Origin of the sequence: Iningainema tapete BLCC-T55 (assembly GCF_014698965.1) — a bacterium.
Lineage (GTDB): Bacteria > Cyanobacteriota > Cyanobacteriia > Cyanobacteriales > Nostocaceae > Iningainema > Iningainema tapete.
The window spans coordinates 246,382-268,972 of the sequence record NZ_JACXAE010000118.1; the positions used below are offsets into that span (position 1 = coordinate 246,382).

The window sequence follows — 22,591 nt, forward strand, 5'->3', positions numbered from 1 at the left end:
GTTGATATCGTCTGGGTTCGTCAATTAGAAAATAAAGGTAGTCCTCAGCGTACCGATAACAGCATCGGGATTTTCAGAGTTTTGTCCTGGAGAAAGAATCCAAATCAAACCAGGGGTGATTGAGATGTTGTCATTTAATTGATATTTGTAAAAGCCTTCAATATGAAGTGGTATGTCGTTCTTAGCATAGAAGGCAAATTTACTCGCATTACCCAAATAAGGCTCTACACCCACAACAATACCACCCAAGTTGCCTTTTTTACCAAGATCGGGAAAAGCAAAGGTGAGAGCATAAGTCCAAATGTCTCCTGTGCCAAGGTTAATGAACTCAGCATTGATATAAGAAAACCAGCCATTAATTGCAAATTGAGGGCTAACCTGATATGTAAATTCTGTACCATAGGCATTTACTTTTGATGGAACTGTACCAAAATCAAATCCTGCACCATTCGCTAAGTTTGTACCTACTGAAACAAGTCCGCTTCCTGTATCAAAAATTGCCGATCTTCGATAAGCATTAATATACGTAAAACCAATGGAAAACTGGTCATTTGGGGAAAAGGTGAGTTGGGCTAAAGCTGCATAGCTACTATTAAACAAACCACCTTTTTCAGAGGGAATATTTGCCGCAAGATTGTTAGCGTTGTCGGCTAAATAACCTACAGATAATGCTAAATTGTTACTAATAGAATAAGTAAATCCACCTCCAGAGCCTCCACCAATGAGATAGATGGGATTGTGTTGAGCAAAAATCGAAAGGGAAGCTGTACCACCGTCGTATCCTTCTAGATAAGAACTAACTGTAGAAGCATAGTCATAGTGAACTCCGGCGACGGCTGCAACATAACCTTGAATTTTCTCACCAACTGGGAAAAAGTAAGATACCCAGTCAACAAAATTTGAATTGTTGGTATTTCCAAAGTTAAAGGTTTGAATTCCTTCTACTCCATAACTACTAAGATTAAAAATATTTGCATTACCCGCAGCCAATCGAATATGTAGAGTATCTTTTCCAGTAAAGCTGTTTTGAATGTCTAGACGAACCCTTTGTTGGAAAACGGTGTTATTGTTAGTTGGCTGATTAAATTCATCAGTAACTGCAAAAATAGCTTCACCAACTAGTTTCGCTGTGGGAGAAAACTGTTGTGTCTCTAAAGTGTCTGTATGAGATTGGATAATGTCAATTCTCCCTCGTAAAGTGGCAATCTCAGCAGCAAATTCCTCTTGTAACTTTTGCCATGTTTCTAAATTTTCTTGAGTAATTAAATTAGTATTACCTTTGGTAAGTAATTCATTGATGTGTTCTGTACATGTATTTAAAAGTATAGCAAATTCATAACGAGTTAGGACACGATTTCCTTTGTAAGATTGAGTGCGGTCAGTCATACAACCATAAGATTCAACTAAAGACTGCAATGCTTGAAATGCCCAATCTGTAGGTTGAATATTTGAGAGTTGAGTAACTGAGTTGATTTGAGTCATTGGTGATGATAACTGTTCATCTGTAAGTGCTTGTGTCTTAGAACAAGTAAACAGTAAAAAGACCAAAATACAAATCGAGCATCCCAAGATCCCCGACTTCTTTAAGAAGTCGGGGATCTTGTTTCGTTCACATTTTTTGACATTACTTGTCAAACTAATAATCATTGTTAAACCAACATGAAAATTTACCTAAAAATAAAGACGCCCCACCGGGGCGTCTCTACCTATTGGCGTACCAAAACTCGATCGCCTACACTAACTCTTACCAATTGGTTGTCGCGATCAAAGGTGGCAGATGTTTGAATTTTGTCCGCCACTTTTGGTATTGCGACTGTGCCAATTAGGGTGGTATCAGATTGCCATTGCCCTACGTACATAGCTGATGCCAGTTGAGGATAAAATGAACTGCAAAATTGGTAAACTATCAAACGCAGATCGGTGATAACTGTACTGATAGGTAAGTAGTCAAACCATTGCTGTCCAGTTTGACGTGCTAGAGGCAGCCTGGGGATGGCAAGAAATAACAACGCCAACCTTGGATCTTTACCATCTAGTCGGTGGAACATAAACCTGTCTTCATCTAAGCTAAAAAATAATTTAGCGTTTCCGGAATCTAGGTAAAATGAGCCATCAACTGCCATGCGGACAATTGTACTCAGATGACCGATCGCCCGCCCTTGTTGGGTAATGCTAAAGTGTAGCTGGGAATCGAGGGGAAAAGTGAGAGCCTGTGCAAGAGTGCGATCGCTTGCCACAGGTTCTACCACCGCATCTTCACTTGGTGTAATTTCCGCACAAAATTCACCGTTTACCAACAAACTAGCGAAACTGAACGGAACTGTAGCAGCACCTAATACTGGAGTAAGCTGTACTTGAATATGGATATGAGGCTGGGGTGAATACCCAGAGTTCCCACAACGTCCCAGCATAGTTCCCCGCTCAATGCGATCGCCTTGCTTCACGACAATACTGTTCTGCGCAAAATGAGAGATTTCAACGTAAAAGCCCCGCTCATCGTACAGCATCACATAATTACCCCAATTATGGTCTTGGTCTACGCTGCCAACATCACAATCAGGCAAATCGCGCACTACATGAACCACCCAACCGCGAATAGGGGACAGCACAGGTTTTTTCCAAGCGTAGTAGTCGGTCAACTGCAACCCTGCATCGCGATAAGTAAGACCAAGATCGTCCTGAATGAGAAAGTCATAAGCATAGCGCCAAAGCCCTTGATGAGTCCATTTGCCATCAAACCCCTGCCAAACTACCCAACTTCCTGCAAAAGGTAAACCAAGAAGGCGTCCTGTACTACCTCGATATCGTCGCCGTGCTGTTAATTCGTAATCCAGAGTCTTTTCTGGCGAAGATTGAGGATATCGTGCAAGTAATTGATGCCCCACTAAACCGAGTAGATATAACAACATCATCGTTACTAAGTTGTAGGGCAAGGCATGTACAGGCAATAATACTGCCGCCCAAAAAACACCAATTGCTTGACCTAATAAGACAGCCAACGCAACTCCTAAAGCAGCTAATAAGTAGCTTCGGGGTGATGGCAGTAAATAAAACCCGCCTAGAGCCAGTGCTACCAAAATAAAATTCAGTGTCCCAGGGTCATAATATACATAAGCGAAAGTTCCAGTCAAAATACCCTGAATAAATGACCCAAAGGCATAGCTAGACAACGCTAACAAAAACTGAATACGTGAATTTAACAACAATAGTAGAGCAACTATTATACCAATCCACACATTTGGTAGGAAGAAAATCATTCCCAGTGTACGTAAGAAACCTTCAATCGGCACTGGCAAACCGATTGAATAGGCATAACTGTGGACAGTGGCAAGCTGCAACCCAGCAAAACGAAATGCTGCTAAATGAACAGTCCAACTAACAGCAACAAACGGCAAGCTTAAAACAGGAAGTAAAAAGAACGTGTGCAATACATGTGATAAAGTCCAAGTGAGAACAAATGCCAGTATTCCTGCTGCCGCTGCCAAAAAAATTGATGCTGCACTAGGTTGGAACAGATAACCAACACCCAGCCCTGCTAAGAGTGGGTTGAATAAAAACGGTCCCCACTCTAGATAAGTCTGTCCAAGTTTCGCCATTCGGGCAAAAGCAACTGTTGCTAATACTCCAGTCAATCCCATCAACAGCACAGCAGGTTGCAGTAGCATAGCAGAAAGTAGTAGTGCTCCAGCACCAACTCCGCGTAGAAACAAAATCTCCGCTGTGGCGGCACACATGGCACGCACTAGTCGGGGCGTCTGTAACCGCTTCATTGTCCATTGTGTAATTGGTAACAGACGCTTGAGCGTTAAGCGATAATGCACAGTCCACATGTCCTTTTAACTCCCTACTTGAGAAAGTCGCAACTCAGTTGTTGTTGCCAGTCGGGGCGGTAAATGTTCTCTTCTTTCCAAGTCGCTCAGATCTTCTGCTTCCCGAATCAATTCAACTTCACCCGATTCTGTCACTAAAACCACATTAGGACGGTATTCAATAAACTGCAACCATTGTGTGTTGTTGTAAGCTCCTACAGTGGAGATGACAAATCGAGTGCCCCGTGATAAAGGGGGCAGCGAAATTCCCTCATCAACAGCATCAATATTCATGCATAGCGGTCCGTAGATTACGGAAGGTTGGCACGGACCAGAAACGGGGCGATCTAGCGCAATATCAAAGCGATACCAAAAGCTGGTAAACAGTAAATTGACGCCACCATCCACAACATAAGCACGAGTGCCATCGGGTAGTCGTTTGACACCACATATAGTGGTAATCAGTGTCCCGGCTTCGTCAACTACCGCCCGACCAGATTCGATGATTAGTTTGGGCATATGTCCTGGTTTTAGCGTTGCCCACAGTGCATCACAAACTGCGTCTGCGTATTCCTCTATTGAAGGTAACATTACGTCTACGGCATGGTAAGCGCCTTTAAGACGGCTGCGGGAGGGGAAACCACCACCAATGTCTATATAATCCATCTGCCAACCACAGGCTTGCTCAATTTCATAACCAAATGTCACCATTTTCTCGACTTGGCGTGCATAAGCTGCAGGTTCCATGATAAATGTGCCAATGTGGCTGTGTAGTCCGTTCACTCGTAATTTACCGCCACTGGCAATGCGTCGGATCGCGTCCATTGCTTGACCTGATTCTAGATTGAAGCCAAAGCGCGACCAACAGGGTTGAATTCCTGCATCTAGGTTGAGTCGAATACCTACTGGAATAGTCCGATCAAGGTTGGAGGAGATCGCCTCCAAATCCTCTATTTCATCCAGGTGATCGATATTGATTGTGACTCCATCGCGTACAGCAGCTTCTAGAGTGGCATATGGTTTGTATGGTCCGTTGAGAATGATTTGGTTTCCTGGAATACCCAATGCTTTTGCTTTGTCGTATTCCATCTTGGAAACTAATTCCGCGATCGCGCCTTCCTGATGTAGGATGGCGCAAATAGCTTTGAGATAGTTAGTTTTGTAAGACCAGCCAAAAATCACATTTGGATAACGAGTGGAGAAAGCATTACGGATGGTGCGGAACTTGCGCCGCAGTGTTTGTTCTGAATAGACAAACAATGGAGAGCCAAAATGTGCAACGAGATTATCGATCGCCAAGCCCGCAATCTCTGTTTTCACCTTACGATGTAACAAGCTGCTGCCGGCAAACTTGTTCATCAATCCGCTGTGTAGTTTTTGAATTACTGGTTTTTCGTATTGAGTTACCATGTTATCTTTCTCCCAAAGTTACTAGAGCTTGTAAAGGGTTTGTGTCTGTTACCATTTCGTAGGTGTAGCGCATGAACAACTTACCTGCATCATAAGAAGGTAGAGGAGGTAAGGGTAATCCCAGCGATGCTCTTACTAAACGTGATGGAAGGTTAATGCCTACGCCAGTAGCAAAGTAAGTCCAGGCGGGAAAGCGTGGGTTAATTTCGATCAAATAAATCATGCCGTCAGGATCGGCGATGCATTCTAACTCGAATGGTCCCTTCCACTGGGTATATTGTAGGAATGCTTCTGCTGCTTTGAGCAAGCCTGTATGATGGATGGTTACACCACTCCAGATTTTACCAAGATGGGTCACAGACATCTTTTTTGTCGCGACTAAACCGAGATGGTTTCCTTTGTCATCTCCAACTCCCACTAAGTTGAGTTCGATGCCGGTGACAAATTGCTGTAAGATAATTGGGTATCCCCACCACTCCGCTGCCAACTGATGGAAACGTTGCTGTGCTTCTCCTTCGGTTGACACTTTGTAAGCTCCGTGGTAAGGACCCTTGACCATTAACGGCAATCCCAGTGATGCGATCGCTTCATCAAGATCCTTAATAGATGTCACAGCCACCGTCTGTGGTGTTTGAACACCAAACTCTTTTGCGACTTTAGTCAAGCGTACCTTGTTACGTAAAGCAAACTGCTCTCTTGTCGGTAGATAAGTTTGGATACCAAGGGACTCCAACTCTCTGGCACACCTGATGTAAAGCGGTAATTCCATATCGAAATTGGGAATCACGCAATCTAGTCCAACCTGCTGTTGAATCTGCTGCAACCGCTCAATGAGAACTTCTGGTTCCGAGGAAGGATAGGGCATGAGGTAACGGCGATCAAATAGCCAATCCATATACAGCCCTGGTTCCATTGCATCGTAAGCAAGTCCGATGATTTGGGTAGGTAATTGGTTATCTTCGCGTAGACTGCGGGCAATGCCTGTACCGGGACCGGGATTATCGACTGCATTAATGCCTGTAATGGCGATTGTCAAAGGTTTCATCAATTATCCCCTGTTAGTCCTAAGGTTTTGAGTTGTTGGCAAAAGTCTGCAACATCGCGCTCTGCCATACCAGGAGTAATGTCGAACCGATGGCATAAAAACTGGACAATTTGTTGCTGAGTTTCACCGTGTTGCAGCCGTTGCAAGATGAGCTGACCACAACGGTTTAACATAAAGTTTTCACCTGTGGCAAAGTCAAAAGCAAAGCCATCTTTGGTGACTGTTAAAGATTGAAATGCTGACATCAATTGTAGTTATACGAGATTTTACGTAGGAACAAATTTCTACATGCCATCTTATGAGTTTATACTGAAAATTCATAGGTACTATAGGCTCTGATTTCATCCGATACATTTGGTACTTTAGTCCCAATGCATCTTTGACAAAATGGGACTAGAGACGCTTGGAATAGGTATAAACTCACAATAAATTAAGCTTTATACTAAGCATAGTTGTCTCATTTTGTAACGCCTATGAAAGAATTACTAGTATTTACTAATTTAAAAAAAATGATTAATTTGAACTATTCACTACGTTTATTGCTTCCTTTGGAGTGGATTCTTGTCGGTATATCTATAATAATGGAATTGCAATCAAAAAATTTTCCTAAACCGATATTTGCCCATGAATCTTCTACTATTAATCCTATTTTACTATTTGTAAGTATTTTTATTTTTGGGAGTATGGGTTTTTGGTTACCTAGATGCAATCAATTATCTAAGCTCCTCTATACAGCAGTTGAATTATTGCTAATTTTAGCTGCTAGCATTTCCGCTGGTCACGGGATTGGATTTTCACCTCCTTTGCTACTTATTTTAGTTATTCGTAGCTTTTTGATATTTAAATTAATTGGACGTTTGCTGGTGGTTGGTCTAGTTTGGCTTTGCTTTATTGGTAGTTTGAATCTCATGAATTATCCACCGCAAATTCAGCAAAAAATGGAAAAATTTCCTGAAGAACAGATTAGGAATTTTGTTTGGAGTTTAAAATTAAATATGGCTATTTTATTTACTCTAGTATTAATATTTGTATCATTATTGGTAAATACTTTACTTGCCGAATTGCAAAGTCGTCAAAAATTAGCTCTTGCTCACGAACAACTGCGGCAATATGCTCTCCGCGTCGAGGATCAAGCGACACTACAAGAGCGTAATCGGATTGCCCGTGAAATACATGATGCTTTAGGACATTTACTCACAGCACAAAGTATTCAACTAGAAAATGCGTTGTTGTTTTTGGAGTCAAATTTTGAAAAAAGCAAAGGTTTTTTGTTAGAAGCAAAAAACCTTGGTACTAATGCTTTAAAAGAAGTGCGTTATTCTGTTGCAACGCTGCGTTCAGATCCATTGCAGGGCAAATCTTTAGATTCAGCGATCGCGCTTTTACTTGCAGAGTTCCAAGCTAGGACGCAAATTTCTCCAGACTATTCACTGCGTTTAGAGCCATCAGTATCGCCAGAATTAAGCCGAACGATTTACCGCATTGTTCAAGAAGCTTTAACAAATATTTCCAAACATAGTGCCGCAACTAAGGTAACAATTGATATACAAGCAACTACTGATTCGTTGTGTTTGCGCGTTGAAGATAACGGTATCGGCTTTAACCCCAACCAAAATACCACGGGTTTTGGACTAAAGGGAATGCGCGAACGAACTTCAGCGCTGGGAGGTCAATTGTATATCACCAGTGAACCAAATGATGGTTGTCAGATTATGGCATTTTTTCCATTGTCGAGGCTAAGTTGATGATCCGCGTGTTGTTGGTAGACGATCAAACGATTATCCGTTTAGGGATAAAAAGCTTGTTGGAGTCGCAACCAGACTTTGAAATTGTTGGCGATGCTGAAAATGGTAAGGAAGCGATCGCTCAAGTTGAAGCGCTGCAACCCGATGTGGTACTGATGGATGTGCGAATGCCAACAATGGATGGTGTTGCGGCAACTGAGGTAATTTGTCAGCGGTTTGCAAATGTCAAAGTCTTAATTTTGACGACTTTTGACGATGATGAGTATGTCTCACTCGCCATGAGATTTGGAGCTAAAGGTTATTTACTTAAAGATACACCCCTTGAACCATTGGCAAATGCAATTCGGTCAGTTTATGCAGGACATACACAGTTAGGACCAGGGTTATTGGAGAAAATAATTGCTCCTGTGTCACACTCTACCGCAATTCCGCCGACTCCACCACTTGAATTCGCCGAACTTACTCCTAGAGAAAAGGATGTTTTACGTTTAATTGCATTGGGTGCGAACAACCGCGAAATTGCCCAGTCGCTATTTATTGCGGAACGAACTGTGAAAAATCATGTCACGAGTATTTTGATGCGGTTGAATTTGCGCGATCGTACTCAAGCAGCTATTTTTGCTAACTCATTTTTGCAATTCTTAGATGATAATTAGAAGTGAACTAAATATAAAACCAAACCATACTGTTTGTTAATTAGCTTGATTGTTTGTTGGAGCGCTAATCGGCAAGCTTAAAGTGAAGGTAGTCCAACCGGATGGTGTGGGATTAAGCGTCAAGTCCCCGCCATGAAATCTGGCAATTTCTCGTGCTAAACTTAGTCCCAACCCTACTCCGTCTACCTTGCGTGTACGTGAGGGATCGCCGCGATAAAAGCGGTCAAAAATGCGCTCCCTTTCATTAGTTGGAATGTCTTGGGAAGAATTGCTGATTGAGATTAACACTGTTGTTTCTTGCAGGTAGGCGCGAATCTTGATCCCACCTGCGGGAAGATTATATTTGATGGCGTTGCTGAGTAGGTTTTGTAAAATCTGGGTGAGCAAATCGCGATCGCCCGTACTCCGACGCACCACAGCATGAATGCGAGCAACCAACTCCTCAACATAGAACGGTTTTGCAATATAGTCATCTGCCCCAAGATTTAAACCTTCAAGTCTGTCATCAAGTTCATTACGAGCAGTCAACAAAATTATTGGCACATTACGCCCGGAGCGTCGCAGGTGTTTGAGGATAGACAGCCCATCCTTTCCGGGAATCATGATATCGAGAATGATCGCGTCATACTCCTGATCCATCGCCCGAATATATCCATCGTTGCCATTATCGCAATAGTCAACGACAAATCCCTGCTCTTTCAATCCAGTGAGGACAAAGTTAGCGATTCTCGATTCATCTTCAACGAACAGGACATTCATTGGATTCTCTTACTCAACTGTGAGATTACAAAACTGTAATCAATAGACTTGGCGAATTGTAATTTTGGGCTGGTGTAATCAAAAACATTGACACCTCAATTACAACACAAAGTTTATTGTTATGAAGATTAATCGACAATTTACCCTTGCGGCTTTATGCGCTGCTACTGTTTTTCTACCTACATCTGCCTTTGCGAATGAAGTCTATTCTCGTCGAGTTTACTCACTGCCGCGCTATAATGTTCAAAGAGATGTTAGTCGCCAAGAGCGTCGAGATATCAACAGAGTTGAAGCAAGACTTGAAGCCGCAAGAAGAAGGTTTTCGCGGGATGGGCGTATAAGTCGCCAGGAAAGAGAAGAAATCAACAGTTTAGAAAGAGAACTTGCTCGGGCTGTACGTAACGCTAGGCGTGACTAAGGCTACTAGTATTTTATTTTGAAGTTACTCAAGAAACCGGGTTGCTGCGTTCCTCGCAACCCTTTCGTGTATCATCATGCGTTTTGGGCGATCAAGGTACTACACGGGGAAATATTGCATGAAAAACGATGATTGTCAAGTAGGTATAATTTTGAGTCGAAGAGAGGCACTCGCTTTATTTAGGGCAGCCGGGGCGGCAATGGTTGTTGTCTGCATACCGAGAGCCAGTTCCGCGCAAGCACAGTCGAGAAAACGTGTCCGAGCATCGACAGCAATACCAGCTTGTGTCGTGAGTCCCGATCAGACTGAAGGACCGTATTTTGTAGACGAGAAGCTCAACCGTTCTGATATCAGATCAGATCCAGAGGACGGTTCGGTGAAAGACGGTGTGCCACTCCAACTGACGCTGCGGGTTTCTGGGATCAACGGTACTGGCTGCACGCCGCTGGCAAATGCGATCGTAGATATTTGGCACTGTGACGCGCAGGGTGTCTATTCAGACGTGACAGATCGAAGTTTCAGTACCGTCGGGAAAAAATTCCTGCGCGGGTATCAAGTGACAGACGCCAATGGAACCGTCCAGTTCACAACCATCTATCCCGGTTGGTATCAAGGCAGAACAGTGCATATGCACTTTAAGGTACGTATGGATGCGACATCAGGGCAGAGTTATGAGTTTACATCACAATTGTACTTTGATGACTCAATTACAGATCGGGTACACGCACAAGCACCATACGCTAGCAAGGGACAACGCACACTGAAAAATGCTGGAGACGGAATCTTCAGAAACGGTGGAGAACAATTGTTGCTCACACTCACCGTAACAAGCCAAGGTTACAAAGCAACGTTCGATATTGGGCTTCAAACAGTTTGAGCGGCAACGGTGGGCAGCGGGATGTTAAAGTCAAATATATGTGGAGGTTGTAACTATGACCCAAGCCCAAACACAAGCACAAACCGAAACAAAATTATATACCTTTGATGAATTTATTGAATGGTATCCAGAAAACTCGGTAGTTCGGTACGAATTATATGATGGAGTAATTGTCGAGATACCTAAGCCTAGAGGGAAGCATTCAAATTTAACGGGTTCTCTTGCTGAAAGATTACTTATAGCTATTAGAGAGATGGGGAAAGGCGACATTTGGACAATACCCAGAGAATTGATTGTTAAACCTTTGCGCGAAAAATCTGGGTACGAGCCGGATATAATTGTTTTAAATAAAGAAACTATTGGTACTGAGACACGCTGGGAAAGTGAGTCAGTTATTCAAAACGCGACTTCTGTCAAATTGATAGTAGAAGTTGTTAGTACCAATTGGCAAGACGACTACTACGACAAACGTCGTGATTATGAAGCTATGGGCATTCCTGAATACTGGATTGTAGATTATGCTGCCTTGGGAGGGCGTGAATTTATTGGCTATCCAAAACAAAGCACTATTTTTGTATACGAACTAATTGACGGGGAATATGTAAAAACAACGTTTAGAGGTAATGATGTGATTGTCTCCCATACCTTCCCAAAATTTAACCTCACCGCGCAACAGATTTTTAATTTTGCTTTGTAATTGGCTCCTCAATTGGCTGGCAAGAGTTCCAGACAATTCATTCATTTTAAGGTACGTATGGATGCCACATCAGGGCAGAGTTATGAGTTTACGTCACAACTTTACTTGATCACGGCATAATAAAACTAAACAAGCGCGTACATTATTATTGATATGACACAGCTATCCGACCAACGACGCACCCGCATCTTACCGCCATCCCCCATAGCAGCGGAAGAAAAGATCCGTCGTCAAGAAAAGCAACGCGCTCTTGCTATGCGGTGTCGTGCCGTTTTCGAGCGCTTGCGTCCACAGTTGATCGAGTCATATTATAACTGGCATATTGCGATTGACCCAGACAGTGAAAACTATCTCATTGACCCAACCTTGCTCGGTATAACGCAAAAAATTCGTGAAGCCTATGGTAAAACTGACAAGGTAAAACTCACTATCTTCCGGCTCAACGACACTGGAACCTGCGGGTCAATATGATTGCAGGGCGATTTGGTAATAATGGGGAGTTGTACTTTGAAATCCAGCTTGTTGCCGCCAATGGAGATGAATTTTCTGTTGAAGCCTTACTCGATACCGGGTTTACGGATGGTTGGCTTGCCATCAACACTCAAGATCTAGAAGCTGTGGGTTGGTCATTGCTAACCGCACAGGTTGAAATGCGCACAGCAGGAGGGGAAGCACGGTTAAACATTTATGAGGGCAAAGTCATAATTGATGGTACGGAAGTTATTATTCCCGTCCACGTTGGTGATGACATACCTGATACCTTGATAGGCTCCTTATGGTTGGACATTATGCAGCTTGTGGTCAATAAACCAAGAGGGATATTGACGCTTGAGATGGTGGAGAGAAATTAATATTTATTTGGAATCATGGTGGAGAGGAATTAATATTAAAAAACTAATAATTCATAATTAATAACTCATTAATTTGTCCACGCTTTTCAGCTTTACTATTAATATTACGAAATGCTTTGATTTTTTCAATTCTATATTTGGCGTAATTAGTTTCAAAAAAAATATCATCTTCATCTACATTTTTTGGATCGGAATTACTCAGCAGTAGTTTAGCTCCCAAAGAGTTTAGCTCTGAAAAAAAGTTTCTAAGCCTTAATTGATCGGTATCATCGAAACTGCCTTGAGAGTAGGAAGTAAAGTTAGAAGTTTTGCTAATTGGTCTATAGGGTGGGTCAAAGTAGACAAAGGTTTTGCTATCAACAAACTCTTGGGAGAGGGTAAAGTCTCCATGAAATATTTGGGTTTTTTTGAGTAGGGCTGAAACTGCCATCAAATTATTTAAATCGCAGATTGTCGGATTTTTGTATTTACCGAAAGGAACATTAAAATCTCCTTTTAAGTTTACTCGAAATAACCCATTAAAACAGGTTCGGTTTAAAAATATAATTTGTGCAGTTCTTTCTACCCAACTATCACTGTAATTTTCAAAATCTGTTTGTAATCTTTGTTGGTTAAAATAAGTCCTAACTTGATAAAAATATTTACTTCTTTCTTCAGGATTTAATGACCAGTATTTATTTTGAATCTTTTGCAAAAGTTCGCCCAACTCTTCTGCATGATTTTGAATAGTCTTATATGCTAAAATTAGCTCAGGATTAATATCAAATATATAAAATTCTTCTATTGATGGATAATTATCTGCAAAGTGAAAAAATACTGCGCCACCTCCGATAAATGGCTCAATATATCTTTTGATTGAGCCATCTAGTAGTTCTTTTGGAAAAAATTTACTTATCTGTTCAATAAGCTGACCCTTTCCACCAGCCCATTTTAAGAAGGGTCGAGGCATAGTTGATTTTTCCTGCCAAAAAGTCTTTACTTATTGTATAATAATGTTTTTGTAAATCGCCATGACTCAAGCTAAACCACGATTTACTAGCTTTGAGGAGTACCTGAACTATGACGACGGTACAGACAAACGCTATGAGTTGAGTGATGGAGAATTAGTAGAGTTGCCGCCAGAGTCAGAACTGAATGATTGGATTGCTAACTATCTATTTCTCGTGCTGGCAAATGCACGCATTGTTCCGGCGCGACTGATCCGCCCACACAGTTGCGAACTGGAAGTTCCGGTTTTGCAACCAAAGGATGCAGCCAATCGCTATCCAGACTTGGTGATTTTGGATTCTACTCACCTGAACTTGACGCAACGGCGATTGACAATTAAGCTGGAAATGCCTGCGCCTCGTTTGGTGGTTGAAGTCGTCAGTCCGGGTAAAGTGAACCGGGAACGGGACATCACGCGCAAACGTGCCCAGTATGCAGCACGTAGCATTCCTGAATATTGGCTGATCGATCCTGAAGCTCAAGCAATAACTGTATTGAAGCTTACGGAAGGGCAATATGTAGACGTGGGAGTTTTTCAGGGCAGCGAAAGCATTATTTCTCCAAGCTTCCCAAACTTAGCTCTGACTGCCGAACAAGTGTTTAAGGGAGAATTTGATGAATAATGCATTTAATTTAAAAGAACAAGATCCCCGACTTCAAAGTTGTCGGGGATCTTATTTCCTAAAATATTGCATAAACCGTGTTGGAATTTCAGGATGTGCGCCCCAATGTTGATGGATGTAAGAGGCGTGTAAAGATGTTCGTAAATCCCATCCTTCGTCTCCTGTATTTTCTTGGTTATCGTAGCGATAAGTTTGATACAAAGGACGGGTTGGAGTAGAGATTAAACGAGAACGATGAAACTCATGCCCGTAAACAGTTGTACCTGCGGATACAAGTAAATTATCATGTTGAGCGATCGCTCGACGATAACCCAAGGTAAGACGCTTCCCCATCTCGGCTGTCGTCGGTAACACCCCCACCATCGGGTAAGGCTTACTCTCTAAATCGACTATTTGCTCACACAAATACATCAATCCGCCACACTCTGCTATTGTTGGCATTCCAGAGAGAATTGCTGTTTTCACTGCATGACGAGCGTTAGTATTTTCTGCAAGTTGTTGAGCAAAAACTTCTGGAAAACCACCACCAAAATACATTCCCTCCACGGACTCTGGTAAACTATCTTCCAAGGGACTCCAGAAAATTAGTTCTGCACCCAATTTTTGCAGCAAGTCAAGATTATCTTGGTAGTAGAAACTGAATGCGCGATCGCGTGCAACCGCAATTCTAATTTTAGATTGATGATTGGCGATTGTGTAGAGACGCTCCGCCGGAGCGTCTCTACGGATTTTGATATCCCCGCGTGTTTCCAAAAGTGGTAATAATTTTTCCCAATTAAAGCAAGTCTCACCTAAATGGGCAAGTCTTTCCATCAAAGCGTTTAGTTGAGGAAGTTCTGCTGTGGGTACTAAACCAAGATGACGGTCAGGAATTGTGATATTATCCTCGCGGCGCAGTACTCCCAGGATAGGTAATTCTAGGGGTAAGAGTGCATCTTTAAGTAGAGATAAGTGCCGATCGCTTCCTACACGATTGAGTACCACCCCTGCCATTTTAATGCTGGGATCAAACGAGCGATAACCGTGAGCGATCGCAGCTACGGAACCAGACAACCGACTGCAATCTATCACTAATAATACAGGTAAATTTAGTAACCGTGCTATGTGAGCGGTACTAGCAAAGTCGTTTGCCCCTCCCCTTAGTAAGGGGAGGGGTTGGGGTGGGGTTACACCATCAAACAACCCCATCACCCCTTCCACTAGGACATAATCCACATCAAGGGTATGATAGGCAAAGCACTGCTGTACATAAGCTTCAGAAGTCAGCACTGGGTCTAAATTGCGACAAGCACGACCAGTTACGTGCTGATGGAACATTGGATCGATATAATCTGGTCCAACCTTGAAAGATTGTACCTGCACACTCTGACGACATAAATATGCCAAAAGGGTGAGTGTAACTGTCGTCTTACCCACCCCACTAGAAATACCACTTACGATCAAACTCATAAAACTAACTGTTGTTCTCTTTTACTAAAAAAGCACAACTTGACACTTACTTAAGTTTTAATTTCCCATTTTTTAGTAGTTTACGAGTCTAGCGGTTTCACGACGTACATTCCACACACAACCTATGCGATCGCGTCTGCCTCTTCTGTTCTCAACTACGTAATTATAACGGTATCGAACAACTCTACCATCTAGATAGATTGGTTGTCCAGAACTCCTTGATATTATTCTGTATCTACTGTTTCTCACAAGGGTGTTACAAGTGTTTTCACCTCTGGCGGCATGAGCTGGTAGCGTTGGCATTAAACTGACTGAGATAGCGATCGCCGCAGTTAGAGTTACTAAAGTTTTGTGGATGATCATTTTTTTCGTTATTTCAATTATATTTATTTGATTATTTTATCTTTTTTATATCAAGTAATACACATATCAAAGCAACATTTTATTACAAATTCATACATAATAAAAAGTACTCACAATCATCTTCAAGGTATTATATGATCACCTTTTGAGACTTTTTGGAGTACTTTAAATATTTTAGATTAAATAGGAAATCTAAAATTTAATTATTACCAAGTTTAAGCATCTGAGCTGTAACTGCAAGACTTTCTTCAAACAGTGCTTCCCGTCCCCAGCGTTGTACCTGCTGACTGAGTAAAACTTCTGCTTTTTGCTCAGAAAGAGAAGTCACTTGTTGAAACACACCAGTAGACTGCGCACCGCCGTGTGTTTCCATACGCATACAACCACCAGTCTCAGAGCAGATAAGAGTACCACAGTTTGCCTGCGGATTGGTGGAGTTGAGACGGATAGCAATCAAGTCACCAGGAATTTCACCTGCATCAGCGACTGGTACTCCTGCCAACTCAGCTTCTACTTGCCGTTGGTCTTGAGTAACAAAAGTAACTTTGGTAATATCGTAGTCGCCGCTTTCTTCTGTATAAGAAACTGGATGCCAATTTAACCGACTTGCTAACCAACCCAAAAACATCAACGCTTGTACAGGGTTGCCTTTTTCATAGTCAATGTTTACTTTGTCTACCTCTACCAAAGCATCACGACGTTGCGGTGGATCGTAAGCTTCTGCTGTCAACTCTTGCCATCCAGAAATACGACTCCAGTTAAGATCAGCTAGTGGTACACCAGATTCTATCAACTCTTGCAAGCTAATCAAATCAATTTCCGGCTTGTTAAAGTTGCAAGAATCGACAATTACGTTGTTACAAACTGCTGCTAATCGCTTGAATAGTGCATTATTAGGATCTGGTGTTGCTTTCCACCAGAGAAACTTGGGTAAACCACCAATTAACAACGCTGGCAGCATACCGCCTACTCTTTCTAAAGCAGTAGAAGTTCCCGATAAAGTAATGTACTCACAGCAAACAAGTGTACTGGTTGATTGCTTTTGGATGGGGCAATAGGCAGAAACTTGAGCTTTAACGCCTTCATCTTCTCCTGCTACAGGAGACAAGTTAATAATGCGACATGGGTTACGTAGAGCAATTTCATCAGCAATTCTAGGGCTTGTCGAATCTGAATTATAAGACTTACCTCCAGAACCATTTTCGCTCTTAGCATTGCCGTGACGTTTAGCGAGTTCTTCTCGCAATAAAGTTACAGTTTCTTCTGTAGCTTTTCCTGTCTCTGCTAGCCCATGAGTTTTCTGCACTTGAAGCAGCGCAGTTTGAGTTTGTGGTCCGAGAATACCATCAATTGGACCATGATAATATCCCAAGGCAGCTAACAGATGTTGGGTTTCTTCTGGTTCGTAAACCACTAAAGTAAATGTTGTGGCACGAGTGGCGGCAGGAAGAGCACCGTCTTCGCCTGCAATACCGTAACTTTGCCAAATTTGACTTAATTCTGCTTCAATTTCCGAAAGCGAAATATCCTTTGGTGCTTGAAGTGAAAAAATTGTAGGAGCTTGGGAAGTCATAGGAGTTTTGAGGTTTGCTAATCGTTAATAGAAGAATCGTTAATTGCTAATAGTTAATTGCTTTTTGTTACAATTAGCAATTAGCAATTAGCAATTATTTCTACAGTCTGCGCCAACGGCGATTATCTTGGTTAATTAATAATTCTGCTTCGGCTGGTTCCCAAGTACCTGCTTCGTACTGGGGTACGGTTGCCGGATCTGCAGGTGTATCCCAAACTGTAAGGGCTGGTGTGACTACCTGCCAAGCAGCTTCAACTTCGTCTGCTCGTGTGAATAATGTCTGGTCGCCCATCATACAATCTAGTAGCAAGCGATCATAGGCATCAGATGTAGCTTTGATTCCAAAGGAACCGTAAGTAAAGTCCATATCTACAGAACGGGCACGAAATTCTGCCCCAGGCATCTTGACATCAAACCGGAGGGATATTCCTTCATTGGGCTGAATCCGCATCGCCAAGATGTTACCGCTTTTTTGTTGTGCAACCGACTGAAACATGCGCGAGGGAACTTCACGGAAGTGGATAGAAATCTCACTGACTTTTTTCGGCATCCGTTTACCAGTACGTAGGTAGAAGGGAACACCATGCCAACGCCAGTTGTCAACTAAAAACTTCATAGCAACGTAGGTAGGTGTTGTCGATTCAGGATTAACTCCTGGTTCTTCGCGATACCCTGGTACGGCTTTACCTTTCATCCATCCAGCGCTATATTGACCCCGTACTGCAGAACGTTGTAAATTTTGAATATCTGCTAAACGAGTGGACTGGAGTACCTTAACTTTTTCTGTACGTATACTGTCGGCGTTTAAAGAGTTAGGTGCTTCAAGCGCAGTTAAGCAAAACAGTTGCATGAGGTGGTTTTGCAACATGTCTCTTAGTGCGCCTGAGCTTTCATAGTAACCTGCACGGTCTTCTACTCCCACTGTTTCTGCCACGGTAATTTGCACGTGATCTACAAATTGCCGATTCCACAATGGTTCAAAAATCGCATTGGCAAAGCGAAACACCAGTAAATTCTGAACTGTTTCTTTGCCTAAGTAGTGGTCAATGCGGTAGACTTGATTTTCATGACAATATTTCTGCACAACGCGGTTCAGACTTTGGGCAGATGCTAAGTCTCGACCAAAAGGTTTCTCAATTACCAGACGATGCTTGTAAGGATCTTCAAGCATCCCGGCTGTTCCTAGTTGCTTGATGCCTTCAGCAAAGAATTTTGGCGCAACAGAAAGATAAAAGATTCTGTTTCCTCTTGTGCCTCGTTTTTCGTCTAATTCACTCAACAATTTGTTCAGTTTTTCGTAGCTCTCTGGGTTATCCATATCTCCAGAGCAGTAGAACAAACCTTGGGAGAAATCTTGCCAAAGTTCTGCTGGCTCAATACCGTCAGAATACTCCTCCATACCCTTCTGCATTTGCTCGCGGAAGTAGTCATGGCTCCAGTCTCGACGAGCTACACCAACAATAGTGGTTTCTGGGGGAATGCGTCGTTCCCGTCGCAGTTTGTAAAGTGCTGGCACTAGTTTACGGCTTGTTAAGTCCCCGGAGGCACCAAATATGACTATAATCTGGGGTTCTGCCATCCGTTGATGTTGCAGACCAACTCGCAGCGGATTTTCGAGTAGACTAACCATAACAATTTTGGATTTTGGATTAGGGTTGGAATGGGCAATGGGCAATGGGCAATGGGCAATGGGGAATAATTCCTGTTCTATTCCCGCTTGCCCTATTCCCCTATGCCCTAATTTCTACACTGGTGACAACTGTTTCACTTTGTTTTCTAAGGAGTTCATCAGTGATTGGAAGGGCTTGACAAATTTATCGATTCCGTCAACCAGCAGTTCGTCCATCACTTTGTTGATGTCGATGTTGATATCTGGATCTTTGAGGCTAGAGATCAGTTGGTAAGCTTCATCTACGTTTGTTTCAATCCGGCTGGCTGCGTTACAGTGATCGGCGCAAGCTTCAATTGTTACTGGTGGTAGGGTGTTGACAGTTTCTGGACCTACTAATTCATCAACGTACATAACGTCGCTATAGCTGGGATCTTTGGTGCTGGTACTTGCCCACAGTAACCGTTGCACGTTTGCACCTTTTGCTGCCAAGGCTTTCCAGCGTTCGTCGTTGATGATCTTTTTGTATTCTTGGTAAGCAATCTTGGCGTTGGCGATCGCTACTTTCCCTTTGATAGTTTTGAGCTTTGCTTCTTGGGTAATGTCATCAACGCCTTTAGCTAGCTTGGCATCAATCTTACCGTCAATGTTGCTGTCAATCCGAGAAAGGAAGAAGCTAGCTACAGAGGAAAGTTTGTTGATTTCTTTACCTTCTTGTACCCGTTTTTCCAAGCCGCGAATGTAAGCCCAAGCGGTATTTATGTAACTTTCCACAGAAAATAGTAAAGTTACGTTAACATTTATACCATCAGCAATTACTTGCTCTACTGCTGGCAAACCAGATGATGTGCCGGGGATTTTAATCATGACGTTTTCCCGACCAATTTCTTGGTAGTAGCGACGAGCTTCATTAATGGTTGCTTCTGTGTCGTGAGCAATGGTAGGTGGTACTTCTATACTTACATAACCATCCAAACCTTCTGTTGCATCGTATACAGGACGCAAAATATCACAAGCATCGCGAATATCTTTAAATGCTAGCGATTCGTAGATTTTGTAAGTTGGTAGTTTAGCCTTGATGCCAGCTTCAATATCGGCGTCATAAATCGCGTTGCCGGCGATCGCTTTTTCAAAGATAGCTGGGTTAGAAGTAATCCCACAGATCCCTTTGTTTTCTACCATGTCTTTCAGTTCACCTGACTGAATAATGTCCCGGCTCAAATTATCCATCCAGATACTTTGACCGTAGTTTTTAATTTCTAGTAAATGATTAGTTGTCATAATCGCCTTTGTTTACTCCTGCTAGTTTTTTCTATGTTTGTTAACCGTTAACTATTAACTGTTAACTATGTCCATTCCAACATGGCAAATCGCCAATACTAACTTCTGTTATTGGCATACATACTTATACGCTCGCTAACTGTTAGAGTCACACTCTTTCAATGACCATTTTGAATGAAAGACTCAACCTTTGCTACATCCTTAGGACTACCTATAATTAGTGGCGTGCGTTGATGCAGTTTTTTTGCCACTACATCTAAGATATCTACATGTCCTGTGGTAGCACGACCACCTGCTTGTTCAAGTACATAAGCAAGGGGAGCAGATTCATAAAGCAAACGCAGTTTGCCTTCGGGTTTAGGAAGTGTCCCTGGGTAGAGAAACACACCGCCTTGAAGTAAAATTCTATGAATGTCGCTCACCATTGCCCCACTATAACGAGCAGTGTAACCTTCTGTTCGATGCACGTAACGGATGTATTCCCTAATTGATTCGTCCCACTGCCAAAAATTTCCCTCGTTCACACTATAAATGGAACCGTGGTCAGGAATTTTAATGTTTTCTTCTGTGAGAATAAACTCCCCTAAACTAGGGTCAAGGGTAAACGAATGAACTCCCTTACCTATAGTATAAACCAGCATCGTGCTGGGACCATAAAGTATATACCCAGCTGCAATTTGTTTGCGCCCTGGGGATAAAAGGTCATCTGCTTCACCGTTAAGGTCAGATCCTTCCTGTTGCCGAATTGCGAAAATAGAACCCAAACTGAGATTGGTATCAGTGTTCGATGAGCCATCAATCGGATCATACAGCAAAGTATAGCGACCTATGGGACAGTTTTCGGGAATGTAGTAGGGTTTTTCCATTTCCTCAGAAGCCAAGCGGCAAACTAAACCGCTTTGCTTAAAAACCGAGATAAATACATCATTGGCGTAGACATCCATCTTTTTGACGGATTCTCCTTGTACATTAACATCCCCAGTAAATCCGAGTACCCCTTCCATTAAACCAGCACGGCTCAGGCGACGAGCAATCAATTTGCCAGCAAGGGCGATGCGATTCATTATCGCGCTCAAGTCCTGTGCTTCTGGAGAAAAGCTCTGTAGCTGCTGTAGGACGTGACGGGATAATGTTGTACAATCTCGGTCTAGAGCAATATCTGTGGTATCGTCTATGGGCAACTCTAATTCCGGCGATGCGGCCATGTTCTCAATCCTCGCTCTAAGAAGTGGGTGTTGTTTGTTTCGGTTCCCTGTGCGTTATGCAGCAACTTGTGGTTGCTGCCTCTATCTTAGAAAGGTAATTTGACAACTTAAAGGTGATTTTAGATAAACTAAATATTTGAATCGCTTTTGGGTCTTTTCTGGGCTATCTCGCGAAAGTGTTTGTATGTTATTATACTATCAAATCATGGCGAAAACCGACTAGCCGTGACATAATTGATTATAGTCACAACCTGCCGGAGGTACTTTTGTAAATTTTTAGATTTTCAATGGTTAAGCGTGAAATAATCGCCAAAAATGCCTTGCACAAACAGAAAACAATTTGCTAACATTGTTTTCTATGGCTCTTAAGCCTCCTGTTTTCTCGTCCAACTACCTCGTCGGTTATTATTATTATCCTCTCGTGGCTTGGCTTTATTGACTCTAAGTTGACGACCCATCCACTCTGCGCCATCTAATTCAGTGATAGCTGCATCTTCCTGAGCGTCTTCATTCATTTCAACGAAAGCAAAACCCCGCATCCGACCTGTGTCCCGGTCAGTAGGTAAAACAACTCTTTTCACCTCGCCGTATTCTGCAAACACAACCCTTAAGTCGGCTTCGGTAGCGCGGTAAGAGAGATTTCCAACGTAAATAGTCATGTGGATCACGTAAGTTCAACGAAAAGCGTTTAGTTCAGCTTGACTTAAGAACAGCTAAAACAAACAGCAAGCATTGCTTCCGTCTTGTCTGATTCACTAATGGCAAATGCAGCATCAAGCAATCAGGTCGCATGATGAACGACTTGACCAATGGTCAGGCTGAAATTTCGCATACGCTCATATAATAACTGATTGTGACTTTTTTTAAAGTAAAGTGCCTTACAAACGCTAGTAATTTATAATTAGCGTCGCTTATAGGTTAGAGAATTTTTGCTCTTTAATTAGATTTTATTTTATATGACAGAAACCCGGTTTCTTAAAGAAACCGGGTTTCTTGATCAGTCGATCGCTATTGACTGAGGACCGCCATCAGCTTTACCGTTACCTACTACGGTAGAACTGTTGTAAGAAGTTTTACCGGTTTGTTGATCTAGCCAGCTTTTAACAGGATCGTCAGCTAGGTGAAGCCGTAGTACACCAGAGACAAATCCGCCAAAAAATGAGACTGGGTGTTGAGTCAGATGTGTGAAGATTGGGGTCAGTTCAGTAATGAACATGCCAGAATTTCCTAGTAC

Annotated in this window: 23 protein-coding genes; 8 read left to right on the plus strand and 15 right to left on the minus strand. The window is 42.4% G+C overall.

Annotation, left to right across the window (positions count from 1 at the left end; all coding sequences use genetic code 11):
- Window positions 1–24: 24 nt before the first annotated feature.
- The 5 genes from ICL16_RS39505 to ICL16_RS39525 all read right to left on the minus strand — a co-directional run bounded on the left by ICL16_RS39505 (window position 25) and on the right by ICL16_RS39525 (window position 6,509).
- Window positions 25–1,482, minus strand: coding sequence for an iron uptake porin (locus tag ICL16_RS39505; RefSeq protein WP_238361156.1), 1,458 nt, complete (start codon window positions 1,480–1,482; stop codon window positions 25–27).
- A 224-nt stretch (window positions 1,483–1,706) separates the two neighbouring features.
- Window positions 1,707–3,830 (minus strand): urea transporter, encoded by a 2,124-nt coding sequence (locus ICL16_RS39510; RefSeq protein ID WP_190837065.1) that lies wholly within the window; start codon window positions 3,828–3,830, stop codon window positions 1,707–1,709.
- A gap of 6 nt (window positions 3,831–3,836) precedes the next feature.
- Window positions 3,837–5,219 (minus strand): alanine racemase, encoded by a 1,383-nt coding sequence (locus ICL16_RS39515; protein WP_190837069.1) that lies wholly within the window; start codon window positions 5,217–5,219, stop codon window positions 3,837–3,839.
- Between the two features lies 1 nt (window position 5,220).
- Window positions 5,221–6,264 (minus strand): ATP-grasp domain-containing protein, encoded by a 1,044-nt coding sequence (locus ICL16_RS39520; RefSeq protein WP_190837071.1) that lies wholly within the window; start codon window positions 6,262–6,264, stop codon window positions 5,221–5,223.
- Window positions 6,264–6,509 (minus strand): PqqD family protein, encoded by a 246-nt coding sequence (locus tag ICL16_RS39525; protein WP_190837073.1) that lies wholly within the window; start codon window positions 6,507–6,509, stop codon window positions 6,264–6,266. Before ICL16_RS39525 ends, ICL16_RS39520 begins: the two co-directional genes overlap by 1 nt.
- Window positions 6,510–6,737: 228 nt before the next feature.
- Between ICL16_RS39525 and ICL16_RS39530 the strand changes: the two genes are divergently transcribed.
- Window positions 6,738–8,009 carry a sensor histidine kinase gene (locus tag ICL16_RS39530; protein ID WP_190837075.1) on the plus strand — a complete coding sequence of 424 codons (1,272 nt, stop codon included), beginning with the start codon at window positions 6,738–6,740 and terminating at the stop codon, window positions 8,007–8,009.
- A complete protein-coding gene (locus ICL16_RS39535; protein WP_190837077.1) occupies window positions 8,009–8,665 on the plus strand; it encodes a response regulator transcription factor in 657 nt (218 codons plus the stop codon). Before ICL16_RS39530 ends, ICL16_RS39535 begins: the two co-directional genes overlap by 1 nt.
- 36 nt (window positions 8,666–8,701) lie before the next feature.
- Here ICL16_RS39535 and ICL16_RS46475 read toward each other — a convergent pair whose 3' ends face one another.
- Window positions 8,702–9,424, minus strand: a complete 723-nt coding sequence (locus ICL16_RS46475; RefSeq protein WP_238361157.1) for an ATP-binding protein — start codon at window positions 9,422–9,424, stop codon at window positions 8,702–8,704.
- A gap of 121 nt (window positions 9,425–9,545) precedes the next feature.
- On the opposite strand from ICL16_RS46475, the gene ICL16_RS39550 reads away from it, so the two are divergent.
- From ICL16_RS39550 to ICL16_RS39570, 5 genes are all read left to right on the plus strand, one after another.
- Window positions 9,546–9,842, plus strand: a complete 297-nt coding sequence (locus ICL16_RS39550; RefSeq protein ID WP_190837080.1) for a 6TM ABC transporter family protein — start codon at window positions 9,546–9,548, stop codon at window positions 9,840–9,842.
- Between the two features lie 118 nt (window positions 9,843–9,960).
- Window positions 9,961–10,719 (plus strand): intradiol ring-cleavage dioxygenase, encoded by a 759-nt coding sequence (locus ICL16_RS39555; protein ID WP_190837082.1) that lies wholly within the window; start codon window positions 9,961–9,963, stop codon window positions 10,717–10,719.
- A gap of 55 nt (window positions 10,720–10,774) precedes the next feature.
- Window positions 10,775–11,416, plus strand: a complete 642-nt coding sequence (locus ICL16_RS39560) for a Uma2 family endonuclease (protein WP_190837085.1) — start codon at window positions 10,775–10,777, stop codon at window positions 11,414–11,416.
- Window positions 11,417–11,569: 153 nt separating this feature from the next.
- Window positions 11,570–11,887, plus strand: coding sequence for a hypothetical protein (locus tag ICL16_RS39565; protein WP_190837089.1), 318 nt, complete (start codon window positions 11,570–11,572; stop codon window positions 11,885–11,887).
- Window positions 11,884–12,267: an aspartyl protease gene (locus tag ICL16_RS39570; protein ID WP_190837091.1), complete on the plus strand. Its 384-nt coding sequence runs from the start codon at window positions 11,884–11,886 to the stop codon at window positions 12,265–12,267. The genes ICL16_RS39565 and ICL16_RS39570 overlap by 4 nt, the downstream gene beginning before the upstream one ends.
- Window positions 12,268–12,310: 43 nt before the next feature.
- On the opposite strand, the gene ICL16_RS39575 is transcribed toward ICL16_RS39570, so the two are convergent.
- Window positions 12,311–13,216, minus strand: coding sequence for a DNA adenine methylase (locus tag ICL16_RS39575; protein ID WP_190837095.1), 906 nt, complete (start codon window positions 13,214–13,216; stop codon window positions 12,311–12,313).
- Window positions 13,217–13,277: 61 nt separating this feature from the next.
- Here ICL16_RS39575 and ICL16_RS39580 point away from each other — a divergent pair, with 61 nt between their 5' ends.
- Window positions 13,278–13,877, plus strand: coding sequence for a Uma2 family endonuclease (locus ICL16_RS39580; protein ID WP_190837097.1), 600 nt, complete (start codon window positions 13,278–13,280; stop codon window positions 13,875–13,877).
- 51 nt (window positions 13,878–13,928) lie between these two features.
- On the opposite strand, the gene ICL16_RS39585 is transcribed toward ICL16_RS39580, so the two are convergent.
- The 8 genes from ICL16_RS39585 to ICL16_RS39620 all read right to left on the minus strand — a co-directional run bounded on the left by ICL16_RS39585 (window position 13,929) and on the right by ICL16_RS39620 (window position 22,573).
- Window positions 13,929–15,326 (minus strand): cobyrinic acid a,c-diamide synthase CobB, encoded by a 1,398-nt coding sequence (locus tag ICL16_RS39585; protein ID WP_190837100.1) that lies wholly within the window; start codon window positions 15,324–15,326, stop codon window positions 13,929–13,931.
- Window positions 15,327–15,398: 72 nt separating this feature from the next.
- A complete protein-coding gene (locus ICL16_RS39590; protein ID WP_190837102.1) occupies window positions 15,399–15,689 on the minus strand; it encodes a hypothetical protein in 291 nt (96 codons plus the stop codon).
- Window positions 15,690–15,888: 199 nt separating this feature from the next.
- Window positions 15,889–17,262 (minus strand): glucose-6-phosphate dehydrogenase assembly protein OpcA, encoded by a 1,374-nt coding sequence (opcA, locus tag ICL16_RS39595; protein ID WP_190837104.1) that lies wholly within the window; start codon window positions 17,260–17,262, stop codon window positions 15,889–15,891.
- Window positions 17,263–17,362: 100 nt separating this feature from the next.
- Window positions 17,363–18,892, minus strand: a complete 1,530-nt coding sequence (gene zwf, locus ICL16_RS39600; RefSeq protein ID WP_190837106.1) for a glucose-6-phosphate dehydrogenase — start codon at window positions 18,890–18,892, stop codon at window positions 17,363–17,365.
- A 114-nt stretch (window positions 18,893–19,006) separates the two neighbouring features.
- Window positions 19,007–20,152: a transaldolase gene (gene tal / locus ICL16_RS39605; RefSeq protein WP_190837108.1), complete on the minus strand. Its 1,146-nt coding sequence runs from the start codon at window positions 20,150–20,152 to the stop codon at window positions 19,007–19,009.
- 158 nt (window positions 20,153–20,310) lie between these two features.
- Window positions 20,311–21,357, minus strand: coding sequence for a class 1 fructose-bisphosphatase (gene fbp / locus ICL16_RS39610; protein ID WP_190837109.1), 1,047 nt, complete (start codon window positions 21,355–21,357; stop codon window positions 20,311–20,313).
- Between the two features lie 365 nt (window positions 21,358–21,722).
- On the minus strand, window positions 21,723–22,016 hold the full coding sequence (locus ICL16_RS39615; protein WP_190837110.1) for an RNA recognition motif domain-containing protein: 294 nt from the start codon (window positions 22,014–22,016) through the stop codon (window positions 21,723–21,725).
- A gap of 338 nt (window positions 22,017–22,354) precedes the next feature.
- The gene (locus ICL16_RS39620) at window positions 22,355–22,573 is read right to left on the minus strand and encodes a ssl0294 family protein (protein WP_190837112.1); all 219 of its coding nucleotides are present in this window, start codon (window positions 22,571–22,573) and stop codon (window positions 22,355–22,357) included.
- Window positions 22,574–22,591: the final 18 nt, after the last annotated feature.